Annotated in this window: 22 protein-coding genes; 18 read left to right on the top strand and 4 right to left on the bottom strand. The window is 47.8% G+C overall.

The annotated features are described in order from the left end of the window. Nucleotides 1-33: 33 nt before the first annotated feature. Together HP398_RS18965 and prfB are read left to right on the top strand one after the other, a co-directional pair. Nucleotides 34-495 (top strand): hypothetical protein, encoded by a 462-nt coding sequence (locus HP398_RS18965; protein WP_017252259.1) that lies wholly within the window; start codon nucleotides 34-36, stop codon nucleotides 493-495. A 114-nt stretch (nucleotides 496-609) separates the two neighbouring features. Next, a protein-coding gene (prfB, locus tag HP398_RS18970) for a peptide chain release factor 2 (protein WP_100169712.1) occupies nucleotides 610-1,723 on the top strand; the annotation gives its coding sequence in 2 pieces (ribosomal slippage) (nucleotides 610-690 and nucleotides 692-1,723; 1,113 coding nt in all). Here the strand turns inward: prfB and HP398_RS18975 are convergent. After that, nucleotides 1,713-3,149: a PAS domain-containing sensor histidine kinase gene (locus tag HP398_RS18975; protein WP_017252258.1), complete on the bottom strand. Its 1,437-nt coding sequence runs from the start codon at nucleotides 3,147-3,149 to the stop codon at nucleotides 1,713-1,715. The two genes, prfB and HP398_RS18975, sit on opposite strands and share 11 nt — an antisense overlap. A gap of 143 nt (nucleotides 3,150-3,292) precedes the next feature. On the opposite strand from HP398_RS18975, the gene HP398_RS18980 reads away from it, so the two are divergent. The 10 genes from HP398_RS18980 (at nucleotide 3,293) to HP398_RS19025 (ending at nucleotide 14,927) form a co-directional block, all read left to right on the top strand. Next, nucleotides 3,293-3,562 carry a YciI family protein gene (locus tag HP398_RS18980; protein ID WP_017252257.1) on the top strand — a complete coding sequence of 90 codons (270 nt, stop codon included), beginning with the start codon at nucleotides 3,293-3,295 and terminating at the stop codon, nucleotides 3,560-3,562. Nucleotides 3,563-3,640: 78 nt separating this feature from the next. Next, nucleotides 3,641-4,030 carry a c-type cytochrome gene (locus tag HP398_RS18985; protein WP_026043384.1) on the top strand — a complete coding sequence of 130 codons (390 nt, stop codon included), beginning with the start codon at nucleotides 3,641-3,643 and terminating at the stop codon, nucleotides 4,028-4,030. A gap of 136 nt (nucleotides 4,031-4,166) precedes the next feature. Next, nucleotides 4,167-5,207 carry an N-acetyl-gamma-glutamyl-phosphate reductase gene (gene argC / locus HP398_RS18990; RefSeq protein ID WP_173623370.1) on the top strand — a complete coding sequence of 347 codons (1,041 nt, stop codon included), beginning with the start codon at nucleotides 4,167-4,169 and terminating at the stop codon, nucleotides 5,205-5,207. Nucleotides 5,208-5,220: 13 nt separating this feature from the next. Further along, entirely contained in the window at nucleotides 5,221-6,018 is a 798-nt protein-coding gene (argB, locus tag HP398_RS18995; RefSeq protein WP_017252254.1) for an acetylglutamate kinase, read from the top strand. Between the two features lie 18 nt (nucleotides 6,019-6,036). Then, on the top strand, nucleotides 6,037-7,218 hold the full coding sequence (locus HP398_RS19000; protein ID WP_106835129.1) for an aspartate aminotransferase family protein: 1,182 nt from the start codon (nucleotides 6,037-6,039) through the stop codon (nucleotides 7,216-7,218). Nucleotides 7,219-7,366: 148 nt separating this feature from the next. Then, nucleotides 7,367-8,473, top strand: coding sequence for a carbamoyl phosphate synthase small subunit (locus tag HP398_RS19005; protein ID WP_173623371.1), 1,107 nt, complete (start codon nucleotides 7,367-7,369; stop codon nucleotides 8,471-8,473). Further along, the gene (carB, locus tag HP398_RS19010) at nucleotides 8,466-11,708 is read left to right on the top strand and encodes a carbamoyl-phosphate synthase (glutamine-hydrolyzing) large subunit (RefSeq protein ID WP_173623372.1); all 3,243 of its coding nucleotides are present in this window, start codon (nucleotides 8,466-8,468) and stop codon (nucleotides 11,706-11,708) included. Before HP398_RS19005 ends, carB begins: the two co-directional genes overlap by 8 nt. Further along, on the top strand, nucleotides 11,653-12,624 hold the full coding sequence (argF, locus tag HP398_RS19015; protein WP_017252250.1) for an ornithine carbamoyltransferase: 972 nt from the start codon (nucleotides 11,653-11,655) through the stop codon (nucleotides 12,622-12,624). The genes carB and argF overlap by 56 nt, the downstream gene beginning before the upstream one ends. A gap of 430 nt (nucleotides 12,625-13,054) precedes the next feature. Beyond that, the gene (locus tag HP398_RS19020) at nucleotides 13,055-13,606 is read left to right on the top strand and encodes a DUF5317 domain-containing protein (RefSeq protein ID WP_173623373.1); all 552 of its coding nucleotides are present in this window, start codon (nucleotides 13,055-13,057) and stop codon (nucleotides 13,604-13,606) included. Beyond that, entirely contained in the window at nucleotides 13,590-14,927 is a 1,338-nt protein-coding gene (locus tag HP398_RS19025; RefSeq protein WP_017252248.1) for an HD-GYP domain-containing protein, read from the top strand. The genes HP398_RS19020 and HP398_RS19025 overlap by 17 nt, the downstream gene beginning before the upstream one ends. Nucleotides 14,928-14,955: 28 nt before the next feature. Here the strand turns inward: HP398_RS19025 and HP398_RS19030 are convergent, their stop codons facing one another. Further along, nucleotides 14,956-15,495: a histidine phosphatase family protein gene (locus HP398_RS19030; RefSeq protein WP_017252247.1), complete on the bottom strand. Its 540-nt coding sequence runs from the start codon at nucleotides 15,493-15,495 to the stop codon at nucleotides 14,956-14,958. Between the two features lie 276 nt (nucleotides 15,496-15,771). Here HP398_RS19030 and HP398_RS19035 point away from each other — a divergent pair, with 276 nt between their 5' ends. Together HP398_RS19035 and argH are read left to right on the top strand one after the other, a co-directional pair. Then, nucleotides 15,772-17,031 (top strand): argininosuccinate synthase, encoded by a 1,260-nt coding sequence (locus HP398_RS19035; RefSeq protein ID WP_017252246.1) that lies wholly within the window; start codon nucleotides 15,772-15,774, stop codon nucleotides 17,029-17,031. After that, entirely contained in the window at nucleotides 17,028-18,473 is a 1,446-nt protein-coding gene (gene argH, locus HP398_RS19040; protein ID WP_173623374.1) for an argininosuccinate lyase, read from the top strand. The genes HP398_RS19035 and argH overlap by 4 nt, the downstream gene beginning before the upstream one ends. Before the next feature lie 60 nt (nucleotides 18,474-18,533). Here argH and HP398_RS19045 read toward each other — a convergent pair whose 3' ends face one another. Then, nucleotides 18,534-19,445, bottom strand: a complete 912-nt coding sequence (locus HP398_RS19045; RefSeq protein WP_017252244.1) for an acetamidase/formamidase family protein — start codon at nucleotides 19,443-19,445, stop codon at nucleotides 18,534-18,536. A 139-nt stretch (nucleotides 19,446-19,584) separates the two neighbouring features. Between HP398_RS19045 and HP398_RS19050 the strand changes: the two genes are divergently transcribed. Then, nucleotides 19,585-20,685, top strand: a complete 1,101-nt coding sequence (locus HP398_RS19050) for a GerAB/ArcD/ProY family transporter (protein ID WP_173623375.1) — start codon at nucleotides 19,585-19,587, stop codon at nucleotides 20,683-20,685. Nucleotides 20,686-20,741: 56 nt separating this feature from the next. Here HP398_RS19050 and HP398_RS19055 read toward each other — a convergent pair whose 3' ends face one another. Beyond that, a complete protein-coding gene (locus tag HP398_RS19055) occupies nucleotides 20,742-21,899 on the bottom strand; it encodes an iron-containing alcohol dehydrogenase (protein ID WP_173623376.1) in 1,158 nt (385 codons plus the stop codon). 337 nt (nucleotides 21,900-22,236) lie between these two features. Here HP398_RS19055 and ftsE point away from each other — a divergent pair, with 337 nt between their 5' ends. Genes ftsE through HP398_RS19070 form a run of 3 tightly spaced genes read left to right on the top strand, consistent with a single transcriptional unit; the run spans nucleotide 22,237 to nucleotide 25,039 of the window. Further along, nucleotides 22,237-22,923, top strand: coding sequence for a cell division ATP-binding protein FtsE (gene ftsE / locus HP398_RS19060; protein WP_015893511.1), 687 nt, complete (start codon nucleotides 22,237-22,239; stop codon nucleotides 22,921-22,923). Beyond that, a complete protein-coding gene (gene ftsX / locus HP398_RS19065; protein WP_017252241.1) occupies nucleotides 22,913-23,809 on the top strand; it encodes a permease-like cell division protein FtsX in 897 nt (298 codons plus the stop codon). The genes ftsE and ftsX overlap by 11 nt, the downstream gene beginning before the upstream one ends. Nucleotides 23,810-23,836: 27 nt before the next feature. Then, complete coding sequence (locus HP398_RS19070; RefSeq protein WP_017252240.1) at nucleotides 23,837-25,039, top strand: murein hydrolase activator EnvC family protein; 1,203 nt, start codon at nucleotides 23,837-23,839, stop codon at nucleotides 25,037-25,039. The last annotated feature ends 91 nt before the right edge of the window (nucleotides 25,040-25,130 follow it).

The raw sequence follows: 25,130 nt of genomic DNA on the forward strand, positions 1-25,130 counted from the left end.
ACCAAAAATTCACGAAGACGGGGGAATGAACAAATGAGAACGTCAGTGAACGTGATGGGGATACAAACGAAGAATATTATGGAGCGCATTTCTGTTACTTTAAAAGCAGTGCTAAAGACAGGAAAAGAAAATAAAAAAGTACAGCTGATTGAAAAGGAAGAGGGGATCGAATTACCGAGAGTCATCTCTGCGCAAGACCCGGTCTTTGAGGACAAGCGACTGATAGAGGAAATTCCGGAGCCGAATTGGAATGAGGCCTTGATCGCACCACCGAATGGAATGGTGGATCGAACGCGTGAAAGTCCGCTAGCCAAAAAATATCGAAAAACACACAACTGGAAGAGACAAGCCTTCATCAAGCAAGCTTATCAGCTGAAAGCAAGCGAAGCTCGGCGTACGCATCTCCATCTGGTTGCAGTACCACAGACGGAAAATAAACAACCACATGAAATCCGAGACCTGAGATCCTCGCCATCACCACCGGTGGCAACGTGACAAAGGGTAGCGGCGAAGTCCCTTTTCTAAACGTGACATGCTGCCGTATTTGCGCATCTGGCAAATTACGTTACAATAAAACATAGCTTACGTAAAGAGAAGGTGATTCGCAACATGGCATTAATCGATATTGCGGACATCAAACAAGAGATGTCTAGCATGGCTAAGCGATTAGCGGATATCAGGGGGTCTCTTTGACCTCCCAGTAAAACAGGAACGAATCGGTGAACTGGAAGAGCGCATGCTGGCACCCGATTTTTGGGATGACAATGATGCAGCGCAGAAGACAATCAGTGAACTGAATGCCATCAAAAGCCTCGTAGAGACGATGGCCAAGCTGGATTCCCAGTACGAGGATCTCCAGGTAATGCTGGAGCTCGTCATCGAAGAAGGGGATGCGTCCCTCATTCAAGATCTGTATGACAGTACGCAGGAGCTGCGGAAGTCATTTGAGAGCTTTGAGCTTGAATTGCTTTTGAGTGATGAATACGACAAGAACAACGCCATTCTGGAGCTGCATCCGGGAGCGGGTGGGACAGAGTCCCAGGATTGGGCGTCCATGCTTCTGCGCATGTATACACGTTGGGGGGATGCCAAGGGCTTTAAGGTGGAAACATTGGACTATTTGCCTGGTGATGAAGCCGGTGTAAAAAGTGTTACTCTCCTCATTAAGGGTTATAATGCGTATGGCTACCTCAAATCAGAAAAAGGGGTTCATCGTCTTGTGCGGATATCTCCGTTTGATGCCTCTGGACGTCGTCACACATCGTTTGTGTCTTGCAACGTCCTGCCGGAGATCGAAGACGATAATGCGGTAGACATACGTACAGAAGACCTGAAAATCGATACGTATCGTTCCAGCGGTGCAGGTGGTCAGCATATCAACACGACTGACTCCGCTGTACGGATTACTCACTTGCCTTCTGGAATTGTGGTGACGTGTCAAACAGAACGCTCCCAGATTAAAAACCGGGAGCGTGCGATGAAGATGCTGACGGCACGACTGTTCGAGAAAAAACGGGAAGAACAAGAGAAAACGTTGGCCGCGATTCAAGGTGAACAAAAAGATATTGGATGGGGCAGCCAAATTCGTTCCTATGTCTTCCACCCATACAGTCTGGTAAAAGACCACCGGACGAATATGGAGACAGGAAACGTTCAAGCAGTCATGGATGGTGAGATTGATTCGTTTATCGATGCTTATCTACGCGCGCAGATTAATCGTTAAACGAAACAGAAGGCTTCAAGGCTTTTGGTATGGAAATCGATACGGTGGTTCCTTTGCCGACATCACTGACGATGTTGATTGTACCGCCGTGATCGCGAATAATTTTTGAGCTTACCATTAACCCTAGGCCGGTTCCTGCTTCTTTTGTACTATAAAAAAGCTCTCCTAATCGGGGAAGTAGCTCGGCAGGGATACCTTGTCCTTGATCGCTGATTCGGATGACAACATCGGAAGAGCGCTCTACAACCTTGATTGTGAGATTTCCACCTAACGGCATGGCTTCCATGCCGTTTTTTATGATATTTATGAAGACTTGCTTGATTTGATATTCCTCACACAAAATGAGGGAAGTCACTTGCGGAAAATCAGTAAGAATAGATACATTTTTAAGAAGTGCTTGTGGTTCCAAAAGCTTAATGACAGACGAAAGCAATGGCAAAAGGCCGTTGGGAGCAAATCGCAAGGCTTGGGGCTTCGCCATTATCAAAAGCTCACTGGTAATCGAAGTGATCCGGTCGATTTCGGATCGCATAATTTGCAAGTATTGCTGATTGGCGAACTCGTCCCCTTCCATAAGTTGAATAAACCCTTTCAAGGCCGTAAGTGGATTGCGAATTTCATGGGCAATTCCCGCGGCAAGCTCACCTAGAACTGACAGCTTGTCAGAGTAACGAAGCAATTCCTCTGATTGTCGACGTTCTGTAATATCACGTGCCACAAAAACCGTGCTGAGAATATGACCGTTCGAACAAATGTCAGGTGTTCCTTTCACATCGAACAGCAACATTCTTCCGTCAGGGTGCAGGTAATGGTACTCGGCATCGAGTGTAATCTTCTGCTTCATCATTTGAGCAAAATCGCTTTTGGCGTTGGTTACTTGCTTAGGATGAATCAAGATCGAAAAATGCTGATTGATCACTTGACCAATCGTGAGACCAGTAACCGCTTGAACAGAAGGGGAAGCGTAGGTAATAATTCCATCCACATTTACAATAAAAATCAAATCCATAATGTTTTCGGATATTAACCGAAAGTTCTCTTGCATCTGGTGAAGAGCCTCTTCCACTTTCTTTTGCTGCGTGATGTTTTTGGCAATGGAATAGCGACTAATGATTTCGCCGTTTTGAAAAATGGGAAAGCTGGAAGCGATAATATCCACAACCTGCCCGTTTTTATGGAGCAACTGATAATGCTTATTTTTTCGGATTCTTGCAGAGAGGATTTGTTGTTGTTCCTTACTGTCGAGACCTTCTGTAGAAGCGAGAATTTCCCAAATTTGCATGCGCAGCAATTCTTGAGAGGTGTATCCTACCAATGCTTCACCAGCAGCGTTTACTCCTGTGAATCTTCCCTGCATGTCGAACATGAAAACAGCGTCAGGATTGTTGTGGAAGAGAGATGTATATAACTGTATCTGCGTGCCCATACCTATCCGCCTCTCTGTTGCTACTTGCTACCTTTGAATCGTTCGCTGTAGAAAGGAAAAATCCTACCAGACCAAAGTCCGTATTCATAATTATGTTATAATTCATGAAAGAACAAGGTCATGAAAAAGGAGAGAAACCGTCCATGTTGTATGCCGCATTTTTGCCAATCGTGAATCAAGAGCTGAATGCTCAAGTAAGACCTGCGCATCTTACGTATATCAATGATTTGTACAAGCAGGGAAAAGTGATCATGGCAGGACCCTTCACAGATAAGCTTGGCGGATTGGTTATTTACAAAGCGGATTCTCTGGAAGAAGCTCGCAAATTAGCTGAGGCTGATCCAGTTGTCGTGGAAGGCGCACGGACGTTGGAGTTACGTGAATGGAGCCCGTTAGAGTTTCCTTTGTCCTAAATGTGGCTCTGGTAAGAATGAGAAGTGGTAGTCGGAGGCATACTTAGCGAAGAAATCCGAATAAAGGAGGGAACAGCCTTGAAACGTATTCCACTCGTTTTGACAGCGGCTGTACTCGCATTCTCGCTAAGTGCCTGTGGTACCAGTAAGCAAACACAGCCGCCAGCACAACAACCAGCGACAGAAACGCCGGCAGCCGAAAAACCAGCAACAGAAACACCTTCGACGACGCCATCTGGCAGCTATGATGCAGCAACTGCAGAAACCATGTTCAAAAATACCTGTGCAGGCTGCCACGGACAGACGCTGGAAGGGGCAGTTGGACCGAACTTGCAAAAGATCGGTAGTCAGTTGAACAAGGAGCAGATCCTGGGCATTTTGGAAAAAGGAAAAGGATCAATGCCTCCGGGTCTCGTCAAAGGAAAAGATGCAGAAAACATCGCTGCATGGTTAGCGGACAAAAAGTAAACAGGGCAACAAACCAGCGCTCGAGCAATCGGGCGCTTTTTTCTTTGGACGTAAAAAAGTTTTTTTGTTGTATTCCAAATGGATTTTTATTATTATTCATGTATAAAAATACGGAATGAGATAAAGGGGAGAGGGCATGGTTCGGGTCGGGATTGTTGGAGCAACGGGGTATGGTGGCGCGGAGTTGATCCGTCTTTTGGCTGGGCATCCGCATGTTGAGATCGCAAATTTATATTCAAGTTCATCAGAAGGAGAAAGCTTGGAAAAATCGTTTCCACATGCAGCTGGGCTCGGATTGCCGACATTGTCACCGATTGATGCAGACAGCATGAGCGGTGTGAACGATTTGATCTTCCTCGCTACGCCTGCGGGAGTAAGTAGCGGGCTGTCTCCAAAGCTGGTCGAAAAAGGCGTAAAGGTCATTGATTTATCCGGGGATTTTCGTCTGGAAAACGGTGCGGTCTACCAAAAGTGGTACAAACATGAGCCTGCCCCTTCCCAATGGGTAGAAGCGGCGGTTTACGGTTTAACCGAGTGGAATCAAGAGCAAGTGGCGGGTGCCAGTCTCATAGCAAATCCAGGCTGCTATCCCACTGCTACGCTCCTCGCCCTGCTTCCGCTGGTAAAGACAGGCTGGGTACAGCCTAACAGTTGGATCGTCGATGCCAAATCAGGTGTGTCCGGCGCTGGACGTGGAGTATCGCTCGGTGTTCATTACAGCGAGAGTAATGAAAGCATCCATGCTTATAAAGTGGCGAGTCATCAGCATACACCAGAGATTGAACAGGAGCTGCATAAACAAAGCGGGGAAGAGACGCTTGTTCAATTTACGCCGCATCTGGTGCCGATGACCCGAGGGATTTTAGTCACGGCTTACGGACAACTAACCACTGATGTCACTCAAGCGCAAATCCAGGAGCTATATGAAGCTACTTATGCGGATAAGCCTTTTGTGCGTGTACGTCCTGCAGACAGTCATCCACATACAAAAGAAGTTTATGGCTCTAATTACTGCGATATCGCCATCCATGTTGATCAGCGCACGAAGCGTGTTATCTTGCTGTCGGTCATCGATAACATGATGAAGGGCGCGGCTGGTCAAGCTGTGCAAAACATGAATGTCATGTTTGATTTGCCTGAGAAAACGGGCTTGCCGCTCGTACCAGTATACCCGTAGAGGAGGAGAGCAGATGCAAGGAATTGTCGTGATCAAATGTGGCGGAAGCACCATGGATCAGCTACCTGACTCTTTCTTTCAGGCGATTGCTGGACTGCAGGCGCAAGGACAAGAGATCGTCATCGTCCACGGGGGCGGACCTGCTATTAACAGTATGCTTGATCGAGTTCAGATCACTCCGCAATTTGTCGATGGGCTTCGTGTTACCTGCGAGGACACGCTGCGTGTTGTAGAGATGGTCTTGTGCGGCAGTATCAATAAGGCGCTGGTAAAAAGGCTGACGCAGGCAGGAGCCAAGGCGTGGGGAGTTAGTGGCATCGATGGTCAGACTCTTTTGGCAACAAAAACGCCAAAGCCACTCGGGTGGGTAGGAGAAATCAAGAAGGCTGATACGACCATTCCGAAAGCGATTCTTGGGCAGGGCTATGTCCCAGTGATTGCTCCCCTTTCCGTTAGTGAAGATGGCACAGAGACATTTAATGTCAATGCTGATGTAGCCGCAGGAGCGATTGCAGCAGCACTCAGCGCCGAAAAACTGATCATGGTGACAGACGTTCCGGGCATCATGCAGCCTCAGCCAGACGGAACCAAAGCAGTAGTGCCAGCTACAAGTGCAGAAGAGATACAGGAAATGATTCAGGCAGAGATTATTACTGGTGGAATGATTCCGAAGGTTCAGGCAGCTCTTGACGCTCTCGGACAGGGCGTGGAGCAGGTAGTCATCTGCCGGGGAACCGCTGATGATCTGCTCGGTGTTTGTGCGGGGCAGGGAGTTGGGACAACCGTACGTATGAATGTCAATTACGCTTAGGTGAGGAGGAAAATGAATATGCATACAACTACAGCGCCTGTGCATCTCATGAATAACTATGCGAGATGGCCAATCAGTTTGGTAAAAGGGCAAGGAAACCAGGTGTGGGATGATCAAGGCAAGCAATATCTCGATTTTACCTCAGGAATTGCCGTGACCTCACTAGGGCATGTCCCGCCAAAAGTAACGGCAAAGCTGCACGAACAGCTCGATACGTTGTGGCACTGCTCGAATCTGGTGCATGTTCCTCAGCAAGAGATTTTGGCGGAAAAACTGAGCCGTCTGTCTGGACTGGATCAGGCTTTTTTCTGCAACAGTGGGGCGGAGGCGAATGAAGGCTTGATCAAGCTCGCCCGCCGCTATGCACAAAAAATAAAAGGGACCGACCGTTACGAAATCATCAGCTTTGAACAGTCTTTTCATGGACGGACATTGGCTACCCTGACGGCTACTGGACAGGAAAAGGTGAAGGACGGATTCGCACCATTGCCGCAAGGATTTGTCACCGTTCCTTACAACGACCTCGATGCAGTCAAGTCAGCTATTACAGACAAGACATGCGCGATTATGCTGGAGCTGGTCCAGGGAGAAGGTGGCGTACATCCAGCAGAAGAGGCCTGGGTGAAGGCGCTGCGTGAATTGTGCGATGCGCACGGATTGCTCCTGTTAATCGATGAGATACAGACTGGGATTGGTCGCACGGGTACATGGTTTGCCTTCCAGCAATATGGCGTGAAGCCAGATGCGATTTCATTGGCAAAAGGCTTGGGAAGTGGGTTCCCGATTGGAGCTGTCGTCGCGACTAAGGAAGTAGCAGAAGCGTTTGCTCCAGGTACGCATGGTACTACTTTTGGCGGGAATCCATTGGCAGCAACTGCTGGAATCGCGACGCTTACGACGATGGAAGAAGAGCAGATTTTGGAGCGGGTAGCCCATATCCATGATGTCTTGATCAAAGAGCTGGAGAAGCTCAAGGCAGAGCATCCAGACAAAGTGGTTACGGTTCGGGGAAAAGGATTGCTTCTCGGTGTGGAGCTAACGATTCCTGCTGGTGAGCTGGTCGCGTATGCACGGGAAAAAGGAGTCATTCTGCTGATGGCTGGTCCACAAGTAGTGAGACTCTTGCCTTCGTTTGTAACGACCGATGATGAAGTAAAGCAGGCCATTGACGTATTAAGCGAGGCACTGTTTCAGGTTTAGATGAAAAAGCAAAGAATGCAACGAGTGGAAGTGGTCAAAAAACTCGTTGCATTTTTATAATCTCAAATGTATATTAATACAAAAGGTTGCATAAATTTTCGGTAAGAGCGATCAGGCCGGTGCCCATTGGAGAGGAGTGGCTTTATAGATGGATAGAGAGAATCAATCGTTAGGTACAGGATATTTAACGCTGGAGAGCGGTGAGGTTTTTACAGGGAAGCTGTATGGCGCCCCCATTAACGGATTCGGAGAAGTGGTTTTTCATACAGGAATGACAGGATATCAAGAGGTGATGACAGACCCTTCTTTTGCAGGGCAAATCGTTACCTTCACGTATCCCTTGATCGGAAACTACGGGATCAACGAAAAGGATTATGAGGCAGCCAAGCCAGCTTTGACAGGGATGATTGTCAGCGAGCTATGCACAGAGCCAAGCCATTACGAATCAAACATGACTTTGGCTCAAGCGGCAGAAGCATTTGGGTTCCCGATCCTTGCAGGGATTGATACGCGAACGATTACAAAGCGCGTCCGCCAAGACGGTACCGTATTCGGTGTCATTTCCGATCAGCCTATGCAGGTGGAGGAAGTTGTGTCCCTGCGCTACAAGCACGCCAAGAAATCATTAGTTGCCAACGTATCCAGGCAGCAGGTGGAGCGGTATCCGGGAACAGGCGAGCATGTCGTCTTGATTGACCTCGGCATGAAGCAATCGATTTTGGATGCACTTCTCGAACAGGGCTGCCGTGTCACAGTCGTTCCATTTGATACGAGTTTTGCCCAAATCAATGCTCTCGTACCAGACGGCTTGTTGTTTTCCAATGGGCCTGGCGATCCGGAGCATTTGCTTGCGTATTGCAGCGAATGGCGTAAAGCCGTAGAGCAGTACCCGACATTAGGCATCTGCTTGGGGCATCAAGTATTGGCGTTGATGTACGGCGGCAAGACAGAAAAGCTCGCATACGGTCACCGCGGTAGCAATCATCCGGTCAAAGATCTGATGACTGGGAAAGTATACATGAGTTCACAAAATCACGGGTACGTGGTCAAGGAAGAGTCTCTGGATAAACGTCAGTTAACGGTTTCGTATCGCAATGTCAATGACGGTTCAGTCGAAGGATTACGTCACATTAGTCTGCCTGTTTTCAGTGTGCAGTTCCATCCAGAAGCACATCCGGGCCCTAGTGATACATCCCACATTTTCCACCAATTCTTGCAGTCGATGCGCGTAGTAGGAGCGAAGAGATATGCCTAAATTGCCACACATTCATAAAGTATTGGTCATCGGTTCTGGTCCGATCGTCATCGGGCAGGCAGCGGAATTTGATTATGCAGGTGCACAGGCTTGCCTTTCCCTAAAGGAGGCCGGCGTGCAGGTCTTGCTGGTGAATAACAATCCAGCTACGATCATGACAGATGAACAAGTAGCGGACAAAGTATATCTGGAGCCGCTCACGGTGGAATCCGTGACAGCTATTATCGCAAAAGAGCGTCCCGATGGCCTCTTGCCTACGTTAGGCGGCCAAACGGGACTTAATCTTGCTGTTTCGCTGGCAGAAGCGGGTGTGTTGGAAAAGTACAACGTCCAACTGTTGGGGACGCCGCTGGCTGCCATTCAAAACGGGGAAGACCGTGAGCTGTTCAAGCAATTGATGCAAAAAATCGGAGAGCCTGTTCCAGAGAGCGATACAGTCGAATCTGTAGAAGCAGCAATCGAGTTTGCGAACACTATAGGCTATCCCGTGATTGTCCGTCCTGCTTATACACTCGGAGGAGCAGGCGGCGGGATCGCAGGGGATGAATCGTCCTTGCGCAAAGTTGCAGCGGGTGGCATTGCAGCTAGCCCAATCGGTCAGGTATTGATTGAGCGCAGTGTAAAAGGCTGGAAAGAGATTGAATACGAGGTCATGCGGGACGCAAATGATACCTGCATCATCGTGTGCAATATGGAAAATTTGGACCCAGTAGGCATTCATACGGGAGACAGTATTGTTGTCGCGCCATCTCAGACGCTGACAGACCGCCAGTACCAAATGCTGCGCAGCGTATCAACGAAAGTGATTCGTTCGCTAGGGGTAGTAGGCGGTTGCAATATTCAATTTGCGCTTGATCCGAATTCCGATCGGTATGTGCTGATCGAAGTAAATCCTCGTGTAAGCCGTTCAAGTGCGTTGGCATCCAAAGCAACAGGTTATCCAATTGCGCGGATCGCTGCCAAGCTCGCACTAGGTTATGGACTGGATGAGGTACTCAATCCAATCACAGGCTATACGTACGCTAGTTTTGAACCAGCGTTGGACTACATCGTTGTCAAAATCCCGCGCTTCCCATTTGACAAATTCCCGCTGGCAGACCGCAAGCTGGGGACCCAAATGAAAGCGACTGGCGAGGTCATGTCGATCGCCCGCAATCTGGAAGCAGGACTTTTGAAGGCAGTTCGCTCCCTGGAACAGGGCTGCACACATTTGACTCGATCAGAGCTGGCCTCCTGGACACGTGATGAGCTTGCACATTCCTTGCAAGAAGCAACGGATATCAGACTGTTTGTTTTTGCCGAGGCGATCCGCAAAGGCTTTACAGAAAGTGAGCTGCACAGTCTGACTGGTGTCGATCCGTTTTTCTTGCGGAGCTTGCGTAAAATCGTGGATTTGGAAGTAGAGCTGTCTTGCCACGATCGGAAAACACTGACCCCTGAGCTGTTGTTGGAAGCAAAGCGTCGCGGGTTTGCCGATGAAACCATTGCTTCACTGGTAGGTGCTACACCTGCCGAAATCAAATCATTGCGTCAAGAATCGGACATTACGCCTACTTATAAAATCGTGGACACTTGTGCAGCAGAATTTGATGCCCAAACCCCTTACTACTATTCGGATTGGCAAGGAATAGATGAGGTCGAGTCACTGTCTGGCCGCAAAGTACTGGTACTTGGCTCAGGTCCCATTCGCATCGGTCAGGGTATCGAGTTTGACTACTGCTCCGTGCATGCAGCCAAAGCGCTTCAGGCCAGCGGTATTGCGGCTGTCGTTGTGAACAACAACCCAGAGACGGTCAGCACGGACTATGAAACAGCCGACCATCTTTATTTTGAACCGCTTCACGTAGAAGACGTGCTGCATATCGCAGAACGCGAACAGGTTGAGGGCGTCATGGTTCAGTTCGGCGGTCAAACCGCGATCAATCTGGCCGCCAAGCTGGAGCACGCGGGGCTGAAAGTAATGGGTACGTCGCTTACAGCCATCGAACGCACGGAGGACCGCGAGCTGTTCTACGCCATGCTGCGCAAGATGGATATTCCGCATATCCCCGGTAAAGGAGTATCGACCTTGGAGGATGCGACCGTGATTGCGGAGGAAATCGGCTTCCCTGTTTTGATGCGACCTTCGTACGTCATCGGCGGGCAAGGTATGGTAGTCGTCCACAATATCGACGAGCTGCAAGCGACCATTCACGACTGGTTGAACCATCCGGACATGAGCATGTTTTTCCCACTCCTTGTGGATAAATACGTTCCAGGTAAGGAAGCAGAAGTAGATGCGGTATGCGACGGACAATCTGTCATTATCCCAGGGATTTTCCAGCATGTGGAGAGAGCGGGAATCCACTCAGGTGACAGTGTAGCCTTGTTCCCGGCTCCTCAGCTGACGGATGACAGCAAGCAAAAAATCGCGAGCTATACAGAAGCAATCGCGAGAGAAATGGAAGCGGTCGGGCTAATCAATATCCAGTTCGTCATTGATGGTGAAACGGTTTATGTACTGGAGGTAAATCCTCGTGCTTCACGGACCGTACCGATTACGAGCAAAGTGACTGGCATCCCGATGGTTCAACTGGCAGTGCGCGCACAATTGGGTGAAAAGCTGTCAGAGATGGGCTACGGTACAGGGCTTTTGCCAGAGATTCCTTTTGCAGTCGTCAAGGCGCCAGTCTTCTCCACGATCAAGCTGAACGGCGTAGACCCGGTACTAGGTCCAGAGATGAAATCGACGGGAGAAGTTCTCGGCTTGGGGCATTCTTTCGAAGAGGCAGCAGGCAAAGCCTTTGCTTTCAAAGACAATTTGTACGGCGACTGGCAAAAAGGTCAGTTGGTTATGATTTCTCTGGCAGATGGAGATAAGCAGGACGGCGTAAGAGAGTCGATTGGACAAATTCAAGCAGACGGTGCCAATCTGGCAGCGACTCCGGGAACGGCCAAGTGGCTTGCAGCCGAAGGAATTGTCGTGAAGCATGTCGTGGCAGATGAAACGGCGTGGATCGAGCTATTGCAAAAGGAAGAAGCGGCCTTCGCACTTGTTACTGCAACGAAAGGCAATCGTCAGGGCCGGACAGGATTTGCTCTGCGAAGCCGTATGGTACAACAAGGTGTGCCGTTGTTCTCCGCTGTCGATACGTTCGAGTTATACGTGAAGTCTATTATGAAGAAAAGAGGTGGCTCGCATGCAGCCAGTGAAGATATTGGAACACTTTCAAAACTTGCCGTTACAAAAGCATAAAGGAAAAGATTTCTTACGCGTCGATGAATTCAACGGGGAAGAATTGATGGAGCTGCTCCATCTGTCTGCTCACGTCAAGCAATTGCAAAAGCTGGGACAGCCATTCCAGCCTTTGCAAGGCAAGACGTTGGGGATGATCTTTGACAAGGCTTCGACCCGTACGCGCGTCTCCTTTGAAGTAGGGATGCATCAGTTGGGTGGCCTAGGGATGTTCATGAGCGGAAAAGAGCTACAGCTCGGACGCGGGGAGCCGATCAGCGACACCGCAAAAGTTCTCTCCCGGTACGTGGATGCCATCATGATTCGCACCTTTTCCCACTCTTATGTAGAAGAGCTTGCTGAGCACGCCTCGATCCCCATTATCAATGGCTTGACCGATCTGTACCATCCTTGTCAGGCATTGGCTGATCTGCTGACGATCTGGGAGCATAAAGGCAAGCTGAAAGGAGTCAAGCTCGCCTATGTAGGAGACGGCAACAACGTGGCGAACTCACTGGTGCTGGGCGCAGCCCTGCTAGGCCTGGATGTGCGGGTGGCGACTCCGGCAGGCTACGAAATGGATGCAACAATTGTCGCAAAAGCTACAGAATATGCGAAACAAAGCGGTGGAAAAATGATGGTGACCACCGATCCGATAGAGGCTGTCATGGGGGCAGATGCAGTATACACGGACGTTTGGACTAGTATGGGTTTTGAAGAAGAAAATGAGGTGCGATTGAAAGCATTTGCCGACTATCAAGTGAACGAAAAGTTGGTAGCAGCGGCAAATCGTGATTATCTCTTCTTGCATTGCTTGCCAGCACATCGTGGGGAAGAAGTGACAACAGGGGTTATCGACGGATCGCGCTCTGTCATTTTCGATCAGGCTGAAAATAGATTGCACGCACAAAAGGCGATATTGGCGGCGCTGGTGTGAACATAGTTCTAGTTAAATAGAACTATCTGTAATTAAATCGAATAGACTATGAATCTATGATTGCCGAATTTTGTCACTTATGTGTAAAATAAAGGTAAGAAAGAAGCAAAGAAGTACGGACTGTATCTGGTCGCTTGGTCCGTATGGAGCCAGTAGCGAATCCAACCTTTTCCATAATGGAAAAGGAAAGAAGAGCAGGGGTTGTACTTGGTCGCTTGGCCTCTGCATCACGGACAGTAGCGAAGCCAGCTTTCTCCACTATGCCTGAAGGGGGGAAAAGAAAATGAAAAAATGGTTCGCGGCAATTATGATGGTGGTAGCAATCGTAGCAGCTACTTCTGCAAACTTCCATATTGGATAATAAGCGTATTGGAGAAACAAACACCGCTTGGCTGAGTGGTGTTTTTTCTTCAAGCTTGGAGGAAACAACATGCTATTGGATGTAATTGCCCTATCTTTTCTCGTAGCATTGCTGCGAGGGGGAAGAATCAAGGATTTTCCTAAATTCAATCAAATAAAACTTCTTGTCGTTACCATACTGCTCCAAGCTTGTGCGGTCTTATTCCCTGCGATCGGTGGCATTTTCATATCGATCGCGTATGTGTTTATTTTGGCTTTCCTCGTTTTTAATCGAGAATTTGAGGATATGCGGATATTTTTAATCGGCTGGTTTCTGAATGCGATTGCAATTTGGTCTAACAATGGAAAAATGCCAATTGATTTAGTTCAAGCAGCAAAGCTTCCTTATGATTTAGAGCCGGTTATAAACGGAACGAATTTCAAGCATAGTGTATTGACGGAAAGTTCAAATTTTCCGTTTTTGACGGATGTCATCTACATGCCATCTGTCATTCCTCGGATTATTAGCATCGGCGATATTTTTATTATGCTAGGCGCCTTTTTACTTGTTCAGCGATTGATGAATAAACCCATTTCATTACTACAACTTCGCGAAGGTAAAAGTTATGCGACAAAAAACTGATTATGCAAATTGGATAAAGGGGATTGTTGTACAGGTTGGATTTGTCATTGCAGCAATCTATATTTTTTACACATCTTCATCTGAATGGGCAGTTCGTGAGCATTGGGGGGTATTATCTACCTATACTCTCCTGACCATTTTCTCCTGTTTTGCTCCCGTGCGTATATCGAATACGATTTTAACAGTGAACAATGCTGTAATCTTTTCGGGTATCTTGTTGTACGGCGTATGGGTCGGAGTATGGGCTGCTGTTATTGAATCTTTAATCATTGCTTTCCTGGTAAGGTTTAATCCGCTAAAAGCTATCATTAATATTGGGCAATTGTTAATGACGATATGGACAGTAGCGTTTTTGAAGGATTGGATCGAGGGCTTCGGAACCGTTTCTCCTATTATTAGCGATTTGATTTTGGCTGTGGTTTATTGGTTTGTGAACCTGATTTTATGTGGATTGGGTATCTCCTATTTTCATCAAATGACCTGGGCGCGAACCGTAAAGATGATGGCAAAAGGATTTACCTCGACTTACTTGCTGCTTTTAATTTTAGCCGGAGTAGGTTCCCGCTTAGTAGAGTCATATGGCCCGCTACCACTAATTCCTATGATGATTGCGTTTATTACGATCAGTTACGTATTTCATCATTACTATGACAACCTCCAAAGGCTTCAGCAAAAAGTAGAAGAGGTCAAATCATTCAATCACAACTTCTTAACGACGATGGCTGCTTCCATTGACGCACGAGATCGCTACACAAGTGGACATTCTCAGCGTGTAGCTTACTGGGGAAGAGAAATTGCGAGAGATATTGGTTTGTCCGAACGCAAAGTGGAGGATGTTTATATCGGGGGAATCCTGCACGACATTGGAAAAATCGGCATCGAAGACGAAATTCTCAATAAAAAAGGAAAGCTGACCCCGGAAGAGTACGACAAGATCAAGCAGCACACAGTCATTGGCTACGAAATTATTTTGCAAGCAGGGATGTTCAACGAATTGCTTCCTGCGATCCGCTCCCATCATGAGCGAATAGACGGAAGGGGATACCCGGATGGTTTAGCTGGGGATGAGATTCCGTTGATGGCGAGAATTTTAGCCATTTCAGACGCTTTCGATGCGATGGTTGCGGACAGGCCTTATCGAAAAGGTTTGCCTGTGGAGGAAGCGCTTCAAGAAATCAGACGGGGCTCTGGTACCCAATTTGATCCGATATTGGCGGAGCATTTTATCAGAATCGTTCAGCGACTGCCGTACGAAGAGTTGCAAAGCATTATCGGAATAGAGTCCATCCCACAAAAACAGTTACAGGAGGCAATCAGATGAGCTGCCCCTTGTAACTGTTTTTATTCGTTTACGACCATATGCGGACGATCTCTCTGGTTTCTAAATGGCAGGTAAGCTTGAATACATCCGGATTGCTTAATTTCTCCCAATCGTGAAAGCCAAAGCGGTCATCCATTGATTTCATGAGCAAGGCCAGCAGGCATCCGTGGCTAACAAGCACGATTTCTTTGTGCGCATCTGCCAAAATCTCAGTGAGCAACGAATTTGCACGGTTGATAGCAGTGAGACTGGATTCGCCCCCTTCGAATTCAAGAGTCAGGTCATCGAACGTATCGCGCAGTCGCTCGAACCAATCTTCACGTGCCACTCCGCTAAGGACACGCTCGACCAAACGCGTGTCTTCTTCAACCACGATTCCGCGCTCCTGTGCAAGAGGCTGGATGGTAGCAATCGCCCGATGATATGGACTCGAAATGATTCGATCGATGGGGGAATCTGCGAAGAAGGTGGCAAGCTCCCGGGCTTGTACTTCTCCCTTTTCCGTGAGCAGAGCTTCGGGTTCTTGGCCAGCAGCCTGACAATGACGTACCAAATAAATTGTTTTCATAATCCCTCCAACAGACTTCTCCTATGTAATTCTTCCTTTCACTCATTCTCTACATTGGATTCGTTTTCCTTTCAATCGCGCAACGTTTATGCATGAACAGACAATGAGTATGCATAAAAACAAGATACTCTTTATGCGAGAAATGTATAATTTCTTTGCATTCCTGTTTTTGTCTGCGAATTCACAAGAAATATACAATAAAAATAGTTGTATTTTTATTAGTTCGTTTGTATAATTACTCGCATGAGAGAAACTTCGAAACGGGGAGAGAGAATGATGACAAAAGAAAAAATTGTGTTGGCCTATTCAGGCGGTTTAGATACATCGGTAGCAATTAAATGGCTGCAAGATACGTATAACTACGATGTCATTGCAGTTGCATTGGATGTGGGGGAAGGGAAAGACCTCGATTTCGTACAGAAAAAAGCATTGCAGGTAGGGGCATTGAAATCAATCGTAGTGGATGCAAAAGATGCATTCGCAGAAGAATTCGTATTGCCAGCTTTGAAGGCAAACGCTATGTACGAAGGGAAGTATCCGCTGGTGTCTGCACTGTCGCGTTACCTGATTTCGCGCGTGCTGGTTGAAATCGCGGAAAAAGAAGGCGCGGTAGCTGTCGCACACGGTTGCACAGGAAAAGGAAACGACCAGGTACGTTTCGATGTTTCCTTTACAGCGCTGAACCCGGATATCAAAATCGTGGCGCCGGTTCGGGAATGGGGCTGGACGCGTGACGAAGAGATTGAATATGCGAAAAAGAACAATATCCCGATCCCAATCGATCTGGACAATCCATACAGTATTGACCAAAACTTGTGGGGCAGAAGCTGCGAGTGCGGTGTTCTGGAAGATCCATGGGCTGCTCCTCCAGAAGGTGCATACGATCTGACGAAGTCAATCACGGATGCACCAGACGAGGCAGAAGAAATCGAAATCGCCTTCGTGCAAGGGAAGCCAACTGCATTGAACGGCGAAGAGCTCCCGCTGGCTGAGCTGATCCTCAAGCTGAACAAAATCGCTGGAAACCATGGTGTAGGCCGTATCGACCATGTGGAAAACCGTTTGGTGGGCATCAAATCTCGCGAAGTTTACGAGACACCGGCTGCAACTACTTTGATTTTGGCTCACCGTGAGCTGGAATTCTTGACGCAACCACGTGAGGTCGCCCAGTTCAAACCGATTGTCGAGCAAAAACTGGCGCAAGTGATTTACGAGGGTCTCTGGTTTTCGCCGATTCGCAATGCTGTTCAGGCATTCATTGAAGAAACGCAAAAACACGTAACGGGTGTCGTACGTGTGAAGCTGCACAAAGGACATGCGATCGTTGTAGGCCGCACCTCTGCATCGTCTCTCTACAGCCACGAGCTGGCGACTTACAATGCAGGTGACCAATTCGACCACAAAGCAGCACTCGGTTTTATCAAGCTGTGGGGTCTGCCAACAAAGGTATACGCACAGGTAAACGAGGGTGTACTGCACGAGAATAAAAACACGGCCATTAAGATTTTGGATGAAAAGGATGCGATCAAGCAATGAAACTCTGGGGAGGACGCTTCACGAAGCCGACGAATCAACTCGTAGAAGAGTATACTGCTTCTATTTCTTTCGACCAGAAAATGTGGCGACAGGACATCGTCGGAAGCCTGGCTCATGTTGCCATGTTGGGCAAGTGCGGCATCCTGCCGATGGAGGAAGTAAGACAGATCATCGCTGGCTTGAAAAAGGTAAAAGAGAAAATTGAGCGCGGGCAAGCTGAGTTTCTCGTTGCGCACGAAGATGTGCATATGAATATTGAAAAGATGCTGATTGAAGAGATCGGTCCGGTGGGGGGCAAACTCCACACCGGCCGCAGCCGCAATGATCAGGTTGCATTAGATATGCATCTGTACCTCAGAGAAAAGCTGATGGAGATTATCCAATTGGCGATGTATTTGCAAGAGGCATTGCTCGAGCAAGCGAGCCAGCATCTCGATACCGTCATGCCAGGCTATACACATTTGCAGCGTGCGCAACCAGTATTGTTTGGCTATCACCTGATGGCGTATGTGTCCATGCTGCAACGCGATATCGAACGGATGACCGAGACGTGGAAGCGTGTGAATGTGCTGCCGCTTGGAGCAGGTGCCCTCGCAGGTACGACATTCCCGATTGACCGCACGTTTGTAGCGGAATTGCTGCAATTTGATGGTATCTATCAAAACAGCATGGATGCAGTGAGTGATCGTGATTTCATCGTCGAATTTTTGGCTGATGCTTCTTTGGTCATGACCCATCTCTCCCGTCTGTGCGAAGAACTCGTCATCTGGAGCAGTCAGGAATTCTCTTTTGTGGAGCTAGACGATGCATTTTGTACGGGGTCCAGTATCATGCCGCAAAAGAAAAATCCTGATGTAGCAGAGCTGGTTCGCGGAAAAACAGGGCGTGTTTACGGCAATCTATTTGGATTGTTGACCGTATTGAAAGGTTTGCCGCTGGCTTACAACAAGGACATGCAAGAAGATAAAGAAGGCATGTTCGATACGGTAACTACCATTCATGGTGCGCTAGCGTTGCTCACGCCGATGATTAAGACGATGCAAGTCAAAGCAGATCGCATGCGTCAAGCAGTTACCAACGATTTTTCCAATGCGACAGACTTGGCAGATTATTTGGTTCGCAAAGACATGCCGTTCCGTCAGGCGCATGAAGTCGTAGGGAGAACCGTCTTGTACTGCATCGAGCAGCAAAAGTATCTTCTCGATCTGACCTTGGAAGAATTCCAGAGCTTATCAGAGGCTATTGGGGCAGATGTGTATGACGCTCTCGCTGTTGAGACAGTTGTCAATGCACGCAACGTGCTGGGTGGGACCGCTCGTAATCAGGTAGAAGTACAAATCGATTGGTACCGCAAGCAACTGGTAGAAACACATGCTTGGGTGAACAAAAACAGTCAAAAGGTCATGATTGAATCCCTGATCGATGTCGGTTCACCTGCATAAAAACGTACTTGTAGGTAAAGCAAAAACCCCAGAGCTTTGGGGTTTTTTTGCGTTCTATCCTTATCTACCGACTATTTTCGAATCAAAGCCTAATGCAGTTGCGTACGCAAGAGGCAGCTCCATGCGGGCCGTCTTTAAAGGATCGACTACCTGACAGATACGCAAATCTCCCGCAGCGGAGAGCAAGAAGGTGGCTTCGGCCTTTTCTACTCCCAGCTCTTCGTGTAGAAATTGTACCATGTTGATTACCGCTCGATCCGCAGCCTTGTCCAGCTCTTTTTCCGATGCAATCGTGATCAGGTGCTCTTGGTTGACTGCCATCGGTAGCGGCCACTGTTTTCCTTTTATCACATCGAGCTTTACGGTTACTTCCCCAGCAATTTCCACGCCACATACAGCTACTTCACCGTCAGCCATTGCAGCATGAAGGTCACCCAGGGCAAATAATGCGCCGGGAACATTTACGGGTAAAAGCAATGTAGTACCTTCGCGCATTTGCTTGCAGTCCATGTTGCCGCCGTGATCGCCTGGCGTACCGCATGAAATGGCTTCTTTGGCAGGAGCTGTTCCAATTACGCCAATCATGGGATTGAGTGGAACCTGAAGCTTGTCTGACAATACAGCTTGTCCATCTTGTATCGGAATCATTTTGATTACATTTTCTTGGAGGTCGAATCCCATTACACCCAGTTCTGGTCCAGTAACCATTACGCCTTGATTTTTAATCTCAATTTTCTGAATATGAACAACCAAAATATCGCCTGGTTCTGTTCCTTCTATATAAATAGGTCCTGAAGCGGGGTTGATCCGATTCCAATCAAGCTCTTGAAACACGGTGTCAGCTGATTGGATTTGGTCCTCGAAGCAATCGCAGGTTTCAACCGTTACGATACTGCCTGCTTCTACCTTCAAGACCGGCTGATTCTCAGGAGACATGGCATAAATCACGTCCTGCTTTTTTACTCTGTACATGGTTGCAGTCCTCCAGTCCATTTCGAAATTTACATATTTTTCTTTATCATAGCATGAAATGCCTATGTGTTTAGCGCCGATTCATGGAGGAAATAATTGTACAAAGGAATCGAAGGCCTAAAGAGAGCAGGGAGCAATCATGCAAGAGAGCTACAAGATCAGTCCCCGTCAACTATTGATGCTCGTCACCCTTGTTACCATTGGGGACTCCGTTCTCGTCCTGCCTGGCATGACGGCTGCACTCGCGAAACAGGATGCGTGGATATCCGTCCTGATCGGGCTTGTGGTGGGACTGCTCAATATTGTCTTACTCATAGCTGTGGGGAAGCTTTATCGGAATCAAAGCTTTTTCACCTTTGTGGATCAAACCGTTGGGAGAGTATTAGGAACGATCATTACACTCTCGTTTATTAGCTATACGCTGTTTTCAGCAGGGGCGCATGTGATGGAAATTGGCGACTTTGTTGGTACGCATCTATTAGTCTCGACTCCAAGATTCGCGATACAGCTGTTGTTTGTCATTGTGATTATGTTTGGGGTGAGTTTGGGACTGCAAACAGTGGCAGAATCGGCAGAAATCTATTTTGTCTGGTTCTTTTTCTTTTTTGTTTTACTCATGATTACTCTGCTGCCACAGGCGGAAATATCGAGAATTTCACCTGTTTTTGAAAATGGGTGGAAGCCTATTTTGCAGGGATCTACGGCGGCAATTGCCTTTCCTTATTCAGAGCTGGTCATTTTTATGGCGGTTCTTCCGTTTGTCTCGCCCATCCAAAAACGGATGAGATATTTTTTTCTGGGGACGTTGCTTGGGGGAATTGTGCTGTTCATCATCATGCTGATGTGCATCCTTGTTTTGGGGGCAGATCAGACTGCGCGGCATTTTTATCCGACCTATGTTCTCATCAAACAGCTGAAGCTCGGGGATTTCATTCAGCGGCTAGAAGCGATTATCGCGGTGATCTGGTTTATCGCAGTGAGCGTCAAAATTACGCTGTATTGCCTGTTTTTTCATTTGGGAATCCGTCACGTTTTTCGAATCGACAACTTCAAGGTTCTAATCTTTCCGTACATCATTTTGCTCATGGTGATGTCCACGATTTTCTCACCCAATATCGTCGTCTTTGGCGACATCATTTCGAAGTACTGGCCATTCTATGATTTTACTTATAGCTTCGGTGTACCGTTGGTGCTGTTATGCGGATATCTTATTCGTAAAAAATGGCTGAATCAAAATTGACGATCAAAGTAACAAACGCCGTACTCCCATTTCTGGAAGGCGGCGTTTGTTTGTGTTTACAAAGACATGCGAAGAATCTGCGCCACATCGTCACTCGTCAACGTTTTAAACTGACCAATCGGGCCAAACGGAGTGGCTTTTTCGGCCATCAGTTGCAAGTGCTCGTCGGTGATGTCGTAATCAGCCAAGCGGGTCGGGGCACCGATACGGGCAAAGAAAGCTTCTGTAGCGGCAATCCCTTCCAAGGCGATCTCATCATCTGTCTTGCCGGAAGGATCGACATTCCATACCTCTGTTGCGAAGCGCACGAAGCGAGCGACGTTATCACGGTACACATAGCGCATCCATTTCGGGAAGATGATCGCCAGACCGCCACCGTGCGGGATGTCGTAAACAGCACTGACTGCATGCTCAATGGAGTGAGTTGCCCAGTCTGTTGTGACGCCAACCGGGAGAGTGCCGTTCAATGCCATTGTTCCGCAGTACAGGATGTTGGCGCGAGCATCGTAGTCTTCCGGATTCGTGAGGACGCGTTCTGCATTTTCGATGACGGTCTTCATGATCGACTCAGCAAAACGTGTTTGCAACGGAATTTCGGTTGTATGCGTGAAATACTGCTCGAATACATGGGACAAAATGTCGCTGATTCCGTAGATCGTTTGGTCGCGAGGTACGCTAAACGTATGCGCAGGATCCAGAATCGAAAACGCTGGAAACGTTGTGCCAGCTCCATGCTTTTCTTGTGTCTCCCAGTTGGTGACGACGCTTCCCCGGTTCATTTCAGAACCCGTAGCAGCAAGTGTCAGTACGGTACCGAGGGGGAGAGCCTCTTGTGCGACCGCTTTACGCGTATAAAAATCCCACACATCTCCCTCGTAAGGCACACCGATCGCGACTGCTTTGGCCGCGTCGATTACACTGCCTCCACCAACAGCGAGTATCCAATTAACGCCTTCTTGGCGGCATAGCTCAATTCCTTTGTTCACGGTACTCAGACGTGGATTTGGCTCCACTCCTGCCAATTCATGTACGCGGCAGCCCGCAGACTGGAGGAGAGAAATTACTTTGTCGTAGAGTCCGGTTCGTTTGAAACTGCCACCACCATATACCAAAAGAACAGTGGGACCTAGCTGTCTTGCTTTTTCCTCGAGCTGGGCCAATTGACCCCGTCCAAAAATCAGCTGAGTCGGGTTATGGTAAACAAAATTTTCCACGTTATATCCAGCTCCTTTTTACATGAATAACCTCTTGTCACACTCATTGTAGCCAACTGTTTTCCATGATGCTAGGCGGGAATGTGCAATCTTATTTTCTCCCTAATTCGTGACAGTTGTTAACAATCGAAGCTGTTTCGACAAGAAATGAGAGATTTAGTGGATACCATCCTTGAATCGTGGTGGTATAATGGATAAGATGGGAAATCCCGCTGTTTTTCAACAAGGTATGGCAGCGGTTGCTAGTGGGTAGAGGGGTTTTGTCGATTTTACCGTTAACAAAAAATCAGGATCAAGATACATAAAGAAGGATCTGACGAAGTAGGATGTGATTTGCTTGATCGAAATGTTCGATGTGTGGAAAACATACCCGAATGGTACGAATGCTTTGAAAGGTATCAACATTCGAATCGAAAAGGGTGAATTTGTGTACGTAGTAGGCCCCAGTGGAGCGGGTAAATCTACGTTTATCAAATTAATGTACCGTGAAGAGAAGCCGACGAAAGGACAAATCTTTTTGGGTGGCTTCAATGTCAGCAGAATTAAAGAGCGTCAAATTCCATTAGTCCGCCGCAGTATCGGTGTTGTATTCCAAGACTTCAAGCTGCTGCCGACATTGACTGTTTTCGAAAACGTCGCATTTGCGATGGAAGTAATCGAGAGTAATCCCAAACAAATCAAGCCGCGCGTGATGGATGTTTTGGGACTGGTAAAGCTCAAGCATAAAGCAAAAATGCTGCCGAGCGAGCTGTCCGGTGGTGAGCAGCAACGTGTTGCTTTAGCGCGTGCACTGGTGAATAGTCCGGGAATTATTATCGCGGACGAACCAACGGGGAACTTGGACCCAGAGACCTCATGGGAAATCATGAAGCTGTTTGAAGAAATCAATCAGCGAGGAACGACAGTCGTCATGGCGACACACAACAGGGAAATTGTAAACACCATGAGAAAACGGGTGGTTGCGATCGAAGCAGGCCAAATCGCCCGTGATGAGCAGAGAGGGGAATACGGTTATGAAGATTAGGACGCTGGGGCGCCATGTCCGTGAAGGGGTCAAAAACCTCGGGCGGAACGGCTGGATGTCGTTCGCTTCTATTAGTGCCGTGACCATTACCCTCTTTATTTTGGGAGTTTTTCTCGTGTTGGCGATGAACGTCAATTACTTTGCACAATCCGTCGAAAAACAAGTGGAAATTCGCGTTTTCATGGACTTGCTGGCGACAAAAGAAAACATCACGCAGGTTGAGAACAACATCAAGAAACTTCCGCAAGTGGAATCCGTTTCATTTATACCGAAAGACGAGGGTCTAAAGCAGTTTAAAGAGAGCCTTGGTGAAAAAGCGTACTTGTTTGAAGGCTTGGAGGAAAGCAATCCTCTGCCGGATGCGTTTACCGTAAAAACGAAGCAACCGCAAGACACTGCTGCTGTTGCCGCTCAAATTAAAAATCTCCAGTATGTCAAAAGCCTAACCTATGGGGAAGGCACTGTGGATAAGCTGTTTTCCTTGACAGGAGCAGTTCGTAATGTCGGGATTGCCTTTATTATTGGACTTGGCTTTACAGCGATGTTCTTGATTGCCAACACGATTAAGCTGACGATTGTGGCACGTCGCAGAGAGATTGAAATCATGAAGTTGGTTGGGGCCACGAACTGGTTTATCCGTTGGCCATTCTTTGTGGAAGGGCTGTTGATGGGTGTGGCAGGGGCATTGATTCCAACCATTATGTTAATGGTTGGATATTACTACCTTCTGGATGCCATTCACTCCAGCTTTGAAGCTTCCCAACTGTTTAAACTGTTGCCGCTATTCCCGCTCGTGTATCAAGTGGCGCTGGCTTTGCTAGCGATTGGTGCATTCATCGGGATTTGGGGAAGTTTGGTGTCCGTACGTCGCTTCTTGCGAGTTTAATAATTTGAAGAGCGTGGGAGGAGTATCATGAGAAAGAGAATCCTGCTAGCACTCGTAATCACTGGGCTTGTAGTCGGTACTGTGCTCCCGACAAATGTGAGCTTGGCAGCGCCTAGTAAGGCTTCTTTGGACAAGATTAATCGAGAGCTAAAAGACATCCAAAAGAAGAAGAAAAGCCAGCAGCAGCAATTGAAGAAGACCGAAGAACAGATCAATGTCGTGCAAAAAGAGAAAAAAGGCTTGGAGACGCAATTGATGCAAATTGATTTGCGTCGCAACGATACACAGAAAAAGCTGGACAAGCTTGAGCAGCAAATGGATGATACCAAGGAAAAAGCAGCAAACGCTCAGGATCAGTTAGATGAAGCAAAAGACCGCGTAGCCAAAAGGGATGCCTTACTCAGAACGCGTGTGACTTCCATGTATGAACGCGGTACGATCTCTTATTTGGATGTACTTCTCGGTTCCTCTGACTTTGGGGACTTTTTGACGCGTATGCAGGCCTTGCAGCTTATTTTGGAGCAGGACACGCGTATTTTAGAGGATAACATTCGCGATAAGGAAACCATAGAGACCAAAAAGAAAGAAATTGATCATCAACTGACTGTGTACGCTGGGATGTTCGATGAGGCTGAGGATCTCAAAGTCGAATTGGACAAGCAGTACAAGCAAAGTCTAGTGGTCAAGGCAGCACTGGATAAGAAAGAATCTGCTCTGGAAGTGGATTTGGAGCAATATGGTCAGGAGCTTTTGGCTATCACCAAACAGGAATCAGCCAAATACGCGGAACGAGTACGTGCGATGAGCGCCTCTAGTACAGGCTACAAGGGTGGAAAGTTTGCCTTGCCAGTCGCAAGTGGACAATTCCGCTTCACTTCGGGCTTCGGAATGCGGAGTGATCCGTTTACAGGCCGCTCAGCTGGGCATAATGGTTTAGATATGGCAGCACGGAAAGGAACGCCAATTATGGCAGCGGCTGACGGAGTCGTTCTCTTTGCAGGATACAATGGCGGCTACGGGAATACAGTAATGATCAAGCATAATGCGGAATATACCACTTTGTACGGTCATATTCGTGAGGGTGGGATCAAGGTTTCTGTTGGGCAATCCGTATCGAGAGGTCAAAAGATCGCAGAGGTAGGATCAACAGGTCGCTCAACCGGGAATCACGTGCACTTTACCGTCTATAAAAATGACGTAGCAGTCAACCCAATGCCGTATTTGAAGTAGACCTCGTGCGACCAGACAAATATTGTTAACGGAACATGCATAAACTAGCAGCATATCTTTTTCCGGTAGCACAAAGGATGGTGACGTAACA

The sequence above is a fragment of the Brevibacillus sp. HB1.4B genome, assembly GCF_013284285.1.
Classification (GTDB): domain Bacteria; phylum Bacillota; class Bacilli; order Brevibacillales; family Brevibacillaceae; genus Brevibacillus; species Brevibacillus porteri.

Excerpts from the sequence above, each read along its gene's own strand:
- HP398_RS18975 (WP_017252258.1), bottom strand. The coding sequence starts at position 3,149 with ATGGGCACGCAGATACAGTTATATACATCTCTCTTCCACAACAATCCT.
- argH (WP_173623374.1), top strand. The coding sequence starts at position 17,028 with ATGAAACTCTGGGGAGGACGCTTCACGAAGCCGACGAATCAACTCGTA.
- HP398_RS19020 (WP_173623373.1), top strand. The coding sequence starts at position 13,055 with ATGCTATTGGATGTAATTGCCCTATCTTTTCTCGTAGCATTGCTGCGA.
- argF (WP_017252250.1), top strand. The coding sequence starts at position 11,653 with ATGCAGCCAGTGAAGATATTGGAACACTTTCAAAACTTGCCGTTACAA.
- argC (WP_173623370.1), top strand. The coding sequence starts at position 4,167 with ATGGTTCGGGTCGGGATTGTTGGAGCAACGGGGTATGGTGGCGCGGAG.
- HP398_RS19030 (WP_017252247.1), bottom strand. The coding sequence starts at position 15,495 with ATGAAAACAATTTATTTGGTACGTCATTGTCAGGCTGCTGGCCAAGAA.
- HP398_RS19005 (WP_173623371.1), top strand. The coding sequence starts at position 7,367 with ATGGATAGAGAGAATCAATCGTTAGGTACAGGATATTTAACGCTGGAG.
- HP398_RS19050 (WP_173623375.1), top strand. The coding sequence starts at position 19,585 with ATGCAAGAGAGCTACAAGATCAGTCCCCGTCAACTATTGATGCTCGTC.
- HP398_RS18965 (WP_017252259.1), top strand. The coding sequence starts at position 34 with ATGAGAACGTCAGTGAACGTGATGGGGATACAAACGAAGAATATTATG.
- HP398_RS18980 (WP_017252257.1), top strand. The coding sequence starts at position 3,293 with ATGTTGTATGCCGCATTTTTGCCAATCGTGAATCAAGAGCTGAATGCT.
- HP398_RS19045 (WP_017252244.1), bottom strand. The coding sequence starts at position 19,445 with ATGTACAGAGTAAAAAAGCAGGACGTGATTTATGCCATGTCTCCTGAG.
- HP398_RS19000 (WP_106835129.1), top strand. The coding sequence starts at position 6,037 with ATGCATACAACTACAGCGCCTGTGCATCTCATGAATAACTATGCGAGA.
- ftsX (WP_017252241.1), top strand. The coding sequence starts at position 22,913 with ATGAAGATTAGGACGCTGGGGCGCCATGTCCGTGAAGGGGTCAAAAAC.
- HP398_RS19035 (WP_017252246.1), top strand. The coding sequence starts at position 15,772 with ATGACAAAAGAAAAAATTGTGTTGGCCTATTCAGGCGGTTTAGATACA.
- carB (WP_173623372.1), top strand. The coding sequence starts at position 8,466 with ATGCCTAAATTGCCACACATTCATAAAGTATTGGTCATCGGTTCTGGT.
- HP398_RS19025 (WP_017252248.1), top strand. The coding sequence starts at position 13,590 with ATGCGACAAAAAACTGATTATGCAAATTGGATAAAGGGGATTGTTGTA.
- argB (WP_017252254.1), top strand. The coding sequence starts at position 5,221 with ATGCAAGGAATTGTCGTGATCAAATGTGGCGGAAGCACCATGGATCAG.
- HP398_RS19070 (WP_017252240.1), top strand. The coding sequence starts at position 23,837 with ATGAGAAAGAGAATCCTGCTAGCACTCGTAATCACTGGGCTTGTAGTC.